Consider the following 12,760-nt stretch of genomic DNA (forward strand, 5'->3'; position numbering starts at 1 on the left):
CGCCGAAGTCGACGATCTCGATCTCGATGCCCGCGTCGGCGGCGGCGTCTTCGAAGGCGTCCCACTGCGGGTCGGCCTTGCCCACCACGCCGATCTTGATCACGTCGTTCGCGCCGCCGGCGTCGCTGCCGGCATCGCCGGCGGCCGGCGAGGCGCACGAGGCGAGACCGAAGACGAGCGGCACCGCGGCGAGTGCGGTGATGAGCTTCGCGTTGCGCGTGGACTGGTGCTGACGTGACATGGTGGTTCCCTTTCACTTGGCTGCCGCGATCGGGTGCTGGTGGAGGCATGGCTCCGCACACTGTGGTCGACAGTGTGCGGGTGACGGTGGGGCTTCGATGCCGCGATCGCGGGTGCACCACCAACGCTAGGCGAAGATTCTTTGCCGACCTGACGCACTGGTCACAGTCCGTCACAGCTTCTGCGAAGCTAGGCTTCCAGAGACTCGGAAACTTCGAGCCAACGGGTTTCAAGATCGGCGACGGATGCTTCGAGCTCGCGCAGCTCGTCGCCGAGCGCCCCCAGACCGACGTAGTCGCCCTGGTCGTGCACCGCGAGCTTCTCGTGCTGTGCGGCGATCTGCACCGAGAGCTTCTCGAGCTTGCGATCGATCGAGGCGAGCTCCTTCTCGGCGTTGCGCTTGTCGGCACCTGAGAGCGCTGCAGGCGCCCCCGCTGCCTGCGCTGCGCCCGTGGCGGACGCGGCGGCGGCGGCGTTCGCGGTGGCCGCACCGGCTTGCTGAGCGGCAGACGTGCCCGGTGCCGGGGCGACGGGCGCCGCGGCATCCGCTGCCCTGCGAAGTTCGAGGTACTGCTCGACGCCGCGCGGCAGGTCGCGCAGGTGACCGTCGAAGATCGCGAACTGGCGATCGGTGACGCGCTCGATGAGGTAGCGGTCGTGCGAGACGACGAGCAGCGTGCCGGGCCACGAGTCGAGCAGGTCTTCGATCGCGGCGAGCATGTCGGTGTCGAGGTCGTTGGTCGGCTCGTCGAGGATGAGCACGTTCGGCTCCTGCAACAGGATGAGCAGCAGCTGCAGACGCCGCTTCTGACCGCCCGAGAGGTTCTTCACGGGCGTCGAGAGCTGCGCCGTCGTGAAGCCGAGCCGCTCGAGCAGCTGGCCGGGCGTCATCTCTTTATCGCCGACCTGGTAGCTCGAGCGCTGCTCGGCGACGACCGCCGAGACCCGCGAGTCGGCCCACTCGGTGAGTTCGTTCAGTTCTTGGCTCAGGGTCGCGATGCGCACGGTCTTGCCGCGCTTGACGCGGCCGCTCGTGGGCTCGACGGCGCCCGTCACGAGCCCGAGCAGCGTCGACTTGCCGGCGCCGTTCACGCCGAGGATGCCGGTGCGCTCGCCCGGCGCGATGCGCCATTCGACGTCGTGCAGCACGGTGCGGGTCGCCGGCTCGCCCGTGACCGGGTCGACCATCGGGAACTGCACCGTCACGTCGATGAGGTCGACGACGTCTTTGCCGAGCCGCGAGACCGCGAGCCGATCGAGCTCGACCTTGTTGCGAACGGGAGGCTCGTTCGCGATGAGCTCGTTCGCCGCGTCGATGCGGAACTTCGGCTTCGAGGTGCGCGCGGGCGGGCCGCGGCGCAGCCACGCGAGCTCTTTGCGCATGAGGTTCTGGCGCTTGGCCTCTGATGCCGCGGCCGAGCGGTCGCGCTCGACGCGCTGCAGCACGTAGGCCGCGTAGCCGCCCTCGAAGGGCTCGACGATGCCGTCGTGCACCTCCCACGTCGCGGTGCAGACCTCGTCGAGGAACCAGCGGTCGTGGGTCACGACGACGAGCGCGCCCGAGTCGGCCGGCCAGCGGCGCTTCAGGTGCCCGGCGAGCCAGGCGATGCCCTCGACGTCGAGGTGGTTCGTGGGCTCGTCGAGGAAGACGACGTCCCAGTCGCCGACGAGCAGGGCTGCGAGGCCGACTCGGCGACGCTGGCCGCCCGAGAGGCTCGCGATCTGCGCGTGCCACGGCACGTCGCCGAGCAGGCCGGCGATGACGTCGCGCACCTTCGCGTCGCCCGCCCAGACGTGCTCGTCGATGCCGCCCACGACGAACTCGGCGACGGTCTTGCCGGGGTCGACGACGTCGGCCTGGTCGAGCGTGCCGATGCGGATGCCACGGCGGTGCGTGACCCGGCCGCCGTCGGCGTCGAGCCGGCCGTCGAGGAGCTTGAGAAGCGTGGACTTGCCGTCGCCGTTTCGGCCGACGACGCCGATGCGGTCACCCTCGTCGATGCCCAGGGTGACCTCGTCGAAGACGACGCGCGTCGGGAACTCGAGGTGCAGGCGCTCGGCGCCGAGGAGATGTGCCATGTCCTTCCGAGCCTACTTGCAGTTGCTCGGGGCGGGCGGCCCGCGCGCCTCGCTCAGCCCGCGCTCGCTCAGCCCGCGCTCGCTCAGCCGGAGCTCGCTCAGCCCGCGGTTGCTCAGCCCGAGATGATGCGCGCCCCGTGCACGGCGCCGTGCACGTGCACGGCGTGCAGGCGGGCCGCCGAGAGGGCGACCTGCAGTTGCAGCGCCGTGTCGGTGTCGTCGACGAGGAACGCGACCGTCGGCCCCGACCCCGAGACGAGTGCGGCGAGCGCGCCGTGCGCCGTGCCGAGCTCGAGGATGCCGCCGAGGCCCGGCGCGAGGCTCAGCGCGGCCGCCTGCAGGTCGTTGTGCACCACTTCGGCGAGCCGGTGGGCATCGCCGGCGCGCAGGGCCTGCAGCACCGCCGCGTCGACGATCGGCGGAGTTCCGTCTGAGACGAGCCCGAGCCGGGACTCGCGTTGGCGGTCGAGCTCCTGGTAGACCGCGGGCGTCGACAGCCCGAACTCGGCGAGCGCGAGCACCCAGTGGAACGAACCGGTCGCGAGCGCCGGGCTCAGCTGGTCGCCGCGACCGGTGCCGATCGCCGTGCCACCGCTCAGCGCGAACGGCACGTCGGCGCCGAGCGTGGCGGCGAGGGCGTGCAGGTCTTCTTTCGAGAGCGCCGTGCCCCACAGCGCGTCGCACGCGACGAGGGTGGCCGCGGCATCGGCGGAGCCCCCGCCCATACCGCCCGCGATCGGCACGTTCTTGTCGATCTCGAGATGCACGCCGCCCGGCACCCCGGCCGTGCGGGCGAGCAGCTTCGCCGCCTTGATGGCGAGGTTCGAACGATCGGTCGGCAACCCCGAGGTGTCGACGCTGCCGCTGAACGAGACGCTGAACTCGTCGTCGGGCCAGGCCCGCACGTCTTCGTAGAGCGAGACGGCCTGATAGGCGGTCGCGACGTCGTGGTACCCGTCGGCCTGCACCGCGCCGACCCGCATGAAGAGGTTGATCTTGCCCGGTGCCCGAACGTGCACTGCCTCGTCGGTCGCCGCGATCGTCATGACTCCACGCTAACCGACACCCCGGCTCCCCGTGCCTGCTTCCCCACGGCACCCACGCTAGCGCGCTTCAGACCGCGCGGGCGATGCGCAGGAAGTCGGCGACGGTGAGTTGCTCGCCGCGCTCCTGCGGGTCGACGCCCGCGGCCTCGAGCACGGCCGACGCGTGGGCCGACCCGCCGCCGAGCACGGTCGACAGCGACTGCCGCAGCATCTTGCGTCGTTGCTGGAATGCGGCGTCGACGAGGGCGAACGTCGCGACCCGTTCGGCCTCGGTGCCGGGGGCATCCGCTCGCTCGAAGCCGACGAGCACGGAGTCGACGTTGGGCACCGGCCAGAAGACCATGCGCGAGACCTGGCCGGCGGTGCGCCAGTTGCCGTACCAGGCGGCCTTGACGCTCGGAGCGCCGTAGACCTTCGACCCGGGCTCGGCGGCGAGTCGGTAGCCGACCTCGGCCTGCACCATGACGATGCCCGACTGCAGTGAGTCGAAGTGCTCGAGCAGGTGCAGCAGCACCGGCACCGAGATGTTGTAGGGCAGGTTCGCGACGAGCCGAACGGGCTCGCCGGGCAGCTCGGTGACGCGCAGTGCGTCTTCGGTCACGACGGTCAGCGGCGTGCCTGGCTGCATGATGGTCGCCGTGTGCGGCAGTTGCGCTGCGAGACGCTTGTCGATCTCGACCGCGATGACGGATGCCCCGGCCTCGAGCAGCCCGAGGGTGAGCGAGCCGAGACCTGGGCCGATCTCGAGCACGGTCTCACCCGGCTGCACGCCCGCGGTCTGCACGATACGGCGTACGGTGTTGGCGTCGTGCACGAAGTTCTGTCCGAGCTTCTTCGTGGGCGTGACGTCGAGCAGCTCGGCGAGGTCGCGGATCTCGGCCGGGCCGAGCAGGCGCGGTACGGCCTCGTCGCCCTCGGCCGCGTGCCGATGCGCGTTCACTGCCCGTGCTCCCGCGACCCCGGTGCCCCCGCCACGGGCTCATCATGCCACGAGCCGTACACGTCCACGGTGTTCGACGCGAGCTGCGCGCAGAACTCGTCGAGCGGGGCATCCAGCACCTCGGCCATGAAACGCACCGTGTGCGGCACGAGATAGGGCGCATTGGGGCGGCCACGCAGCGGCATGGGCGCGAGGTACGGGGCATCCGTCTCGACGAGGATGCGGTCACGGGGCGCGACTCGCAGCGCCTCGCGCAGGTTCTCGGCGTTCTTGAACGTGACGGTGCCGGCGAACGACAGGTACCAGCCTTCGCCGGCGGCGAGCCGGGCGAGCTCTTCACCGGCCGAGAAGCAGTGGAAGACCGTGCGATCGGGCGCGCCGACCCGGCGCAGTGTCGCGACGACCTCGTCGTGCGCGTCGCGATCGTGGATCTGCAGGGCGAGCCCGTGCCGCTTCGCGATGTCGATGTGCGCCTCGAACGATCGGAACTGCGCACCCAGCCCCGCTTCGCCGGTGCGGAAGAAGTCGAGCCCGGTTTCACCGATCGCGCGCACGCGCGGGCGGGCGGCGAGCTCGTCGATCACGGCGAGCGCGTCGTCGAGCGTGCCGGCCGCCTCAAGCTCGGGCGCCTCGTTCGGGTGCAGCGCCACCGCGGCGAGGAGCCGCGGCTCGCGGTCGGCGACGTCGGCCGACCAGCGCGAGGTCGCCACATCGGTGCCGACCTGCACCGCCCCGGCGACACCGACCGCTGCCGCGCGCTCGAGGTGCTCGTGCACGTCGAGGAGCGTGTCGGGGCGCCCGGGCGGCGCCTGGTCGGACGGCTCGAGATGCGTGTGGTTGTCGTAGACCGGAACAGGCAGTGCCTCGGGCAACGGCGGGTACTCGGGCGTCACCCGCTACTCCGCGACCTCGACGCGCGGGAAGAGCGCCTCGAGCGGCTCGACGTGCGTGCCGATCGTCCACTCGTGGGCGCGGTCGATGCGCTGCTCCTGCACGGTGCCGGGGGCGCCGAGCGCGGTCCAGAGCTTCGCCGTCGCGACCGGCAGCACCGGCGAGAGCAGCACGGCGAGCGTGCCGAGGCCGTGGTACGCCGTGGCGAGCACGGTCTCGAGGCGGTCGCGCTGCGCCGGGTCCTTCGCGAGGCTCCACGGCTCCTCGATCGTGAGGTAGCCGTTGAGCGCATCGACGAGCTCCCACGCGGCGCCGATGGCGTCGTGGATCGCGAGACGATCGATGGCCTGCCACGAGGCATCCGTCGCCCGTCGTTCGACGCTGCCGATCTCGATGTCGGAGGTCGTCAGCGTGCCGGCAGCCGGCACGACGCCGTCGCAGTAGCGGTTGATCATCGCGATCACGCGCGAGGCGAGGTTGCCGAACCCGTTCGCGAGCTCGGCCTGGTAGCGCGCCGCCAGATCCTCCCACGAGAACGAGCCGTCCTGGCCGAACGCGATCGCGCGCAGGAAGTAGTAGCGGAACGCGTCCGAGCCGAAGGTCTCGGTGATCTGCTCGGGGGCGATGCCCGTGAGCTTCGACTTCGACATCTTCTCGCCGCCGACGAGGAGCCAGCCGTGGCCGAACACGCCCTTGGGCACCTCGAGCCCCGCCGCCATGAGCATGGCCGGCCAGATGACCGCGTGGAAACGCAGGATGTCTTTGCCGACGACGTGATGCGCCGGCCAACGGCGGGCGAACTCCGCCTCGTCCTGCCCGTAGCCGACCGCCGTGATGTAGTTCAGCAGCGCGTCGAACCACACGTAGACGACGTGCGACTCGTCCCACGGCACCTTCACGCCCCAGTCGAACGTCGAGCGCGAGATCGACAGGTCGGTCAGGCCCGACCGCACGAACGACAGCACCTCGTTGCGCGCCGACTCGGGCTGCACGAAATCGGGCTGCTCCTCGTAGAGGGCGAGCAGGCGCTCGGCGAAGGCCGACATGCGGAAGAAGTAGTTCTTCTCGTGCAGCAGTTCGACGGGCTTCGAGTGGATCGCGCAGACCGGCTGACCCGCGTACTCGCCGGCGCCCGGCACGAGGTCGGACTCCTGCTTGTACTCCTCGCAGCCGACGCAGTAGTAGCCCTCGTACTCGCCCGTGTAGATGTGGCCGTCGTCGTAGAGCTTCTGCAGGAACTTCTGCACGTTCGCTTCGTGCCGCTCCTCGGTGGTGCGGATGAAGTCGTCGTTGGCGATGTCGACCGTCTCGAGCAGCGGGATCCACGCCTCGGCGACGAGCTTGTCGGCCCACTGCTTCGGCGTCACGCCGTTGGCGGTCGCGGTGCGCAGGATCTTCTGGCCGTGCTCGTCGGTGCCCGTGAGCATCCAGGTGTCGTCGCCCGCCTGGCGGTGCCAGCGCGCGAGCACGTCGGCAGCGACCTCGGTGTAGGCGTGCCCGATGTGGGGCACGTCATTCACATAGAAAATGGGCGTGGTGATATAGAACGAGGAGCCGTCGGCCATCCCCCAATCCTACGGGCGAGCGGATGCCCCGGGGTTCCGGTTACGCCGGCGGCGGCGAACGCTCCCGTCGAGGATCGCCGGAGGCACCGCCTCCTCGACCTCCATGTGCTCGTGCGGGGTGAGCACGCCGAGCGTGACGTCCTGTTCCTTGATGTCGGGCTCGTGCACCCGCTGACCCGGATACCCGACGACGCGCAGGCCGAGCACGATCTTGCCAGGGGCATCCCGGCGATCGAGGGCTCGATACGCGTCGGCGACGGAATCGATCGGGAACACGTCGGCGATCGGCAGCCGTGCCCGCCGTGCGGCGACGAGGGCGGCGACTCGGCCGAGCGCGACGACATCGCCCGATGAGACCCTCACCGCCTCCTCGTCTTCGACGGCGTCCCAATCGAGCACCGTGAAGATGCGCGAGCGCGGCACACCGAGGGCGATCGCGGCCTCGGTCTCGCCGCCGAGGAAATCGAGGAACGCGGTGATCGGCCCCGATGCCACGGGTCGCACTCGCTCGGCGAGCTCTGGCCCGTAGGCCACCGGCAGCACGCCGAACTGCCGCAGGAAGTCGAAGCGCGTCTCGATGCTCGTGCCGATCACCGTGGCGCCCCGCATGCGGGCGAACTGGGCGGCGAGGCATCCGACCCCGCCGGCGGCCGCGGTGATGACCACCGTGTCGGCCGGCGACAACGCGAGCCCCTCGACGGCCGTCCACGCGGTCGTGCCGGCCACGTAGAGCGAACCGGCCACCTCCCACGTGAGTTCGGGCGGCTTCGGCAGCAACTGATGTTCGGGCACGACGACGTGGCTCGCGTGCGCCCCGCGCTCGACGAACCCCATGACCTCGTCGCCGCGCGAGAACGACGAGGCGCCGGGGCCGGTCGACACGACCACACCGGCGAGGTCGCGGCCCTGCGCCGACGGCAGGGTCACGCGCCAGCGCTCAGGGTGGTCGCCGCGGCGGATCGCGCTCTCGACCGGGTTCAGACCGGTGGCGAACACCTCGACGAGCACCTCGCCCTCGCCCGGCTCGGGCATCGGCTCCTCGACGATCTCGAGCACCTCGGGCCCGCCGTGCCTGGCGAACCTGACGACGCGGGCCAGGTCATGAGTAGGGTCGTGAGCCATCTCGCACCTCCACCGCTCTCGCGGATCCTGTGTTCTGCAGACGCTGCCCTTCCCATTGTCCGCTACCCGGGCGGATTCCGACAGTGGCGGCGGCCGGGAGCGCGGGCCGGGTGCGGGCAGCGCGGGCCGTGCGGGATCGTCAGCCGCGCTTGCGTGCCTGCAGCGCCGCTTCGTAGAGATCGCGCGTGCGGAGGCCGCTCTCGGCGGCCACGAGGGCGGCGGCGTCTTTCAATCGGGTTCCGGATGTCGCGAGCTCGAGCACCCGCTCGAGTGCTGCTTCCGGGCTCGCCTCCATCGCGCCGGCGCCGCCCACCACGATCACGATCTCGCCGCGCACCCCGCCCTCGGCCCACGCGGCGAGCTCGCCGAGCGGGCCGCGGCGCACCTCTTCGTACAGCTTGGTCAGCTCACGGCAGACGGCGGCGGGCCGATCCGGCCCGAACGCCTCGGCGAGCGCGGTCAGACTCGCGGCGAGCCGCGACGGGGCCTCGAAGAACAGCAGCGTGCGGCGATCGCCGGCGAGCTCGGCGAGACGCCGGCCGCGCTCCCCCGCCTTGCGCGGCAGAAACCCCTCGAAGGCGAAGCGGTCGGTCGGCAGCCCTGACACGGCGAGCGCGGTGATCACGGCCGACGGGCCCGGAATCGCGGTGACCTGCACTCCGGCCTCGGCGGCTGCGGCGACGAGCGGGAACCCGGGGTCGGAAACGGTCGGCATGCCGGCGTCGCTCAGCACGAGCAGGTCGGCGTCGCGCGCGAGCTCGACCAGCTCGGCCGCCTTCTGCCGCTCGTTGTGCTCGTGCAGGGCGATGAGCTTGGGACGGTTCTCGATGCCGAGGCCGGCGAGCAGTCGCTGGGTCACCCGGGTGTCTTCCGAGGCGATGACGGTCGCCGTCCCGAGGGCGTCGCGCAGACGGGCGGAAGCGTCGCCGAGATTACCGATGGGCGTCGCCGCGAGGATGATCATGGCCTCAAGCATGACACCTGGCGCACGGCCCGACTCGTTTAGGGTTGGCGCATGGGAGTGGAGCCGGACACCGTCGTGTCACGCGAGGAACGCGACGACGAGGCATCCGCTCATCACGAACCGGTTGCGGAGCCGCGCGGAAGCCGACTCGACGACTGGTGGGCCCGCGTGCTCGCGACTCCGCGGCGGCGGGCGCTCTGGTACTGGGGCGGCCCGATCCTCGTCACCCTCATCGCGGCGGCGCTGCGGTTCTGGAACCTCGGGCACCCGCAGGCGATCGTCTTCGACGAGACGTACTACGTGAAAGACGCGTGGACGCTGCTGCAGAACGGCTACGAGTCGAGCTGGCCCGAAGGCGCCGACGCCGACTTCGCCGCGGGCGACACCGGCATCTTCCACGAGGCCGCCGCCTACGTCGTGCACCCGCCGCTCGGCAAGTGGATGATCTCGCTCGGCATGGCCGCCTTCGGCGCCGGCGACGCGTTCTGGTGGCGCGCCTCGACGGCGCTCGCCGGCACGATCGCGGTGTTCCTCGTCACGCTCGTGGCCCGGCGGCTCTTCGCATCGACGGTCCTCGCGGTCATCGCGGGTCTGCTGTTCGCCGTCGACGGCAACGCGATCGTGATGTCGCGCGTCGCCCTGCTCGACAACTGGGTGATGCTGTTCGCCCTCATCGGATTCTGGTTCGTACTGCTCGACCGCGGCCGCTCGAGCCGCCTGCTCGACGAGCGGCTCGGCGCCGCCCGGGCCGCCGGACGCGACCCGCACTACGGGCCTGCGTTGTGGGCCCGCCCGTGGGTCGTCGCAGCGGGAATGGCATTCGGCGCCGCCACCGCGGTGAAGTGGTCGGGCCTCTGGTTCCTCGCGGCGTTCGGCCTCTACCTCGTCGTCGTCGACGCCGTCGCCCGCCGCCGCGCCGGAGTGCCGTTCTGGCTCACCGCGTCGATCTTGAAGCAGGGGCCCGTCACCTTCGTGCTGCTCGTGCCGGTCGCGGCCGTCGTGTACTTCGCGTCGTGGACGGGCTGGCTCGTGACCGACGGCGGCTACTACCGGCACTGGGCCGAAGAGGCCGGCAACGCGGCGACCGGCCTCTTCTCGTGGGTGCCCCTGGCACTGCAGAGTCTCTGGCACTACCACGAGGCCGCCTACGGCTACCACGTCGGCGTGCACAGCCCCCACCCGTGGCAGGCGAACCCGCTCACGTGGCTCGTGATGATCCGGCCGACGAACATGTACTTCGCCTCGACCGAAGACGGCTCCGGCGGGTGCGGCGCCGACACATGCTGGTCGTCGATCATCGAGCTCGGCAATCCGCTCATCTGGTGGGCGGCGGCCGCGGCCTGTTTCTACCTGATCTACCGGCTCGCGCGATATCGCGAGTGGCAGGTCGGCGCGATCCTCGTGGGGCTCGCGGCGGGTTACCTGCCGTGGCTCGCATACCTGAACCGCACGGTGTTCCAGTTCTACTCCATCGCGTTCGAACCGTTCATGGTGCTCGCGCTCGTGTTCGTGATCGGGCTCGTGCTCGGCCGGCGCGACGACCCGCACTGGCGCCGACAGCGCGGCATCGCCGTCGTGGTGATCTTCCTCGGGTTCGTGCTGGCCGTCTCGGCGTTCTTCTTCCCGCTCTGGTCGGGCATGCCGGTCACGCCGACGTTCCGGCAGCTGCACTTCTGGCTGCCGAGCTGGGGATGACGCGGGCGGCCGACGGGCGTCAGTCCCGGAGCGGCCGGAAGAACTCCCGCATCGCGGTGGCGACCGCCCTGGGCGACTGCTTGACGGTGAAGTGCCCGCCGCTCGGCAGTTGCCGCCAGTCGCGAATGTCGCGGTAGGTGCGTGCGGCGTAGCTCTGCGGGAACCCGCGTTCGCCGTACTGCACGGCCACGCCCACCGGCACCTCGACCGTCGGCATCGGCGCGGTGTCGAATCGATCGTCGAAGTACGCGCGGAACGAGGTGCCGATGCTCTGCGTCGCCCAATAGAGGGTGATCGTCGTGAGCACGTCGTCGTCGCTCCATGCGGCCCGGTACGCGTCGTCACCGCCGCTCCAGGTGCGGAACTTCTCGACGAGCCACGCGGCGAGCCCCGTGGGCGAGTCGTTCAACGCCGCGGCGAGCGTGTCGGGCTTCGTCGACTGCAGTTCGCTGTAGGCCGACTCGCCGAGCCATTTCGCATCGAGCCATTCCCGGAACCCGACCTCCTCCTCGGTGGGATCGGCGCGACGATCGGCCGAGGGGAACGCGGCGTGGGTCGCGAAGAGGCCGAGCACCGACTCCGGATGCAGCGCCGCCGTCCAATCGCTGATCCACGTGCCGACGTCTTCGCCGTAGCTCGCGTAGCGCTCGTAGCCGAGCACGTCGTGCATGAGCGCATGCCATCGTTCGGCGATCTCGTTCGCGACGAACTGCGCTTCGCCCGGAGCATCCGAGAACCCGAAACCGGGCAGCGACGGCACGACCACGTCGAAGGCGTCGCCCGGCGTGCCGCCGTGACGCACGGGGTCGACGAGGTACGGCACGATCGGCAGCATCTCGGCGAAGGTGTACGGCCAGCCGTGGCTGAGGATGATCGGCACCGGCGCCGGGTCGCGCCGCTCCGCGCGGATCCAGGCGAAGTGCACGCGGCCACCGCCGACATCGGCGGTGAACTGCGGCACCGAGTTCAGCCGGCGCTCGACCGCACGCCAGTCGAAGGCACCGCCCCAGTAGGCGAGCAGGCGTTCGAGCTCGGCGGGATCGGTGCCGGCCGACCACGGCGCCCCCGGCGTCGGCGGCGGGAGCCGGCGCCCGGCGATGCGTCGGCGCAGGTCGACGAGTACGTCGTCGGCGATGTCGACCTTGAACGGCTCCATGCGGCGACGTTACCGCCGACCGCCCCGGGAGCCCGCCGATCGAGATCGGCGCCGGCGTCGGCTACCGTTGTGCGGTGCGTCGTTTGCTGCCGGGACTCGTCGTCGCGGCTTCCGCGGCGTTCATCGCGTGGCTCGCGCACCTGGCCTTCCCCGCGGTGCCGCTCCTGACGGCCGCCGTCGCCCTCGGCATCGTCGTCGGCCAGATCCCGGCGCTCCGGCCGGCTCTCGGCGGCACCCTCGCGCCGGGCCTGCGGGTCGCCGCCCGCCGGCTGCTCCGCATCGGCATCGTGCTGCTGGGGCTGAAGCTCAGCCTCGTCGACATCGCATCGCTCGGCTGGGTCACGATCGCGACGACGGTCACCGTGGTGGTGCTCACCTTCATCGGCACGATCGGCCTCGGCCGCGCGCTCGGCCTGCCGGGCCACCAGCCGCTCCTCGTCGCGAGCGGCTTCTCGATCTGCGGGGCGTCGGCGATCGGCGCGATGGGCGCCGCGGTGCGCGCCCGCGATGAGGAGCAGGCCGTGCCGGTCGCCCTCGTCACCCTGTGCGGCACCCTCGCGATCGCGGTGCTGCCGGCCCTGTGGCATCCGCTCGGCCTCTCGAACGTGCAGTTCGGGCACTGGGTCGGTGCGAGCGTGCACGACGTCGGCCAGGTGGTCGCGACCGCGCAGATCGCCGGCACGGCGGCGCTCGCCGTCGCCGTCGTCGTCAAGCTCACCCGAGTGCTCATGCTCGCCCCGATGGTCGCGATCACCGTCGCGGTCGAGCGGCGACGGGCGGTCGAGGTCGAGGGCCCCCGTCCCGCGATCGTGCCGCTCTTCGTGGCGGGGTTCCTCGCCGCCGTGCTGCTGAACACCTTCGTGCCGCTGCCCGAGTGGGTGCTGACGGGCGCCGACACGCTGCAGACGGCGGTGCTCGCGATGGCCCTCTTCGCACTCGGCGCCTCGATCCGCCTCGGCGAGCTCGCGAGCACCGGGTGGCGGGCCCTCGTCGTCGGCCTCACCTCGTGGGTGCTCGTCGCGGGGCTCGCCTACGGCGCCGTGCTGCTCGGCTGAGCGGCGC

At 71.2% G+C, this 12,760-nt stretch carries 10 protein-coding genes and 1 pseudogene; 2 read left to right on the top strand and 9 right to left on the bottom strand.

Translation table 11 applies throughout. From position 1 onward, the window contains the following. From ACWGST_RS11625 to rsmI, 8 genes and pseudogenes are all read right to left on the bottom strand, one after another. Positions 1-241, bottom strand: a pseudogene (locus tag ACWGST_RS11625) (MetQ/NlpA family ABC transporter substrate-binding protein); the annotation flags it as partial. A 188-nt stretch (positions 242-429) separates the two neighbouring features. Then, positions 430-2,319: an ABC-F family ATP-binding cassette domain-containing protein gene (locus ACWGST_RS11630; RefSeq protein WP_452046825.1), complete on the bottom strand. Its 1,890-nt coding sequence runs from the start codon at positions 2,317-2,319 to the stop codon at positions 430-432. 113 nt (positions 2,320-2,432) lie between these two features. Further along, on the bottom strand, positions 2,433-3,365 hold the full coding sequence (locus ACWGST_RS11635; RefSeq protein ID WP_452046826.1) for a 4-(cytidine 5'-diphospho)-2-C-methyl-D-erythritol kinase: 933 nt from the start codon (positions 3,363-3,365) through the stop codon (positions 2,433-2,435). Positions 3,366-3,432: 67 nt separating this feature from the next. Beyond that, on the bottom strand, positions 3,433-4,305 hold the full coding sequence (gene rsmA, locus ACWGST_RS11640; protein ID WP_452046827.1) for a 16S rRNA (adenine(1518)-N(6)/adenine(1519)-N(6))-dimethyltransferase RsmA: 873 nt from the start codon (positions 4,303-4,305) through the stop codon (positions 3,433-3,435). Beyond that, positions 4,302-5,198, bottom strand: a complete 897-nt coding sequence (locus ACWGST_RS11645) for a TatD family hydrolase (protein ID WP_452046828.1) — start codon at positions 5,196-5,198, stop codon at positions 4,302-4,304. Before ACWGST_RS11645 ends, rsmA begins: the two co-directional genes overlap by 4 nt. 3 nt (positions 5,199-5,201) lie before the next feature. After that, positions 5,202-6,761 carry a methionine--tRNA ligase gene (gene metG, locus ACWGST_RS11650; protein WP_452046829.1) on the bottom strand — a complete coding sequence of 520 codons (1,560 nt, stop codon included), beginning with the start codon at positions 6,759-6,761 and terminating at the stop codon, positions 5,202-5,204. Positions 6,762-6,770: 9 nt separating this feature from the next. Further along, on the bottom strand, positions 6,771-7,883 hold the full coding sequence (locus ACWGST_RS11655; RefSeq protein ID WP_452046830.1) for an NADP-dependent oxidoreductase: 1,113 nt from the start codon (positions 7,881-7,883) through the stop codon (positions 6,771-6,773). 139 nt (positions 7,884-8,022) lie between these two features. Continuing rightward, positions 8,023-8,847, bottom strand: coding sequence for a 16S rRNA (cytidine(1402)-2'-O)-methyltransferase (rsmI, locus tag ACWGST_RS11660; protein WP_452046831.1), 825 nt, complete (start codon positions 8,845-8,847; stop codon positions 8,023-8,025). A gap of 51 nt (positions 8,848-8,898) precedes the next feature. Between rsmI and ACWGST_RS11665 the strand changes: the two genes are divergently transcribed. Continuing rightward, the gene (locus ACWGST_RS11665) at positions 8,899-10,542 is read left to right on the top strand and encodes a dolichyl-phosphate-mannose--protein mannosyltransferase (RefSeq protein WP_452046832.1); all 1,644 of its coding nucleotides are present in this window, start codon (positions 8,899-8,901) and stop codon (positions 10,540-10,542) included. Positions 10,543-10,561: 19 nt separating this feature from the next. Here ACWGST_RS11665 and ACWGST_RS11670 read toward each other — a convergent pair whose 3' ends face one another. Beyond that, entirely contained in the window at positions 10,562-11,698 is a 1,137-nt protein-coding gene (locus ACWGST_RS11670; RefSeq protein ID WP_452046833.1) for an epoxide hydrolase family protein, read from the bottom strand. Between the two features lie 74 nt (positions 11,699-11,772). On the opposite strand from ACWGST_RS11670, the gene ACWGST_RS11675 reads away from it, so the two are divergent. Continuing rightward, positions 11,773-12,753, top strand: a complete 981-nt coding sequence (locus ACWGST_RS11675; protein WP_452046834.1) for a YeiH family protein — start codon at positions 11,773-11,775, stop codon at positions 12,751-12,753. Positions 12,754-12,760: the final 7 nt, after the last annotated feature.

The organism is Agromyces sp. NPDC055520 (assembly GCF_053619715.1).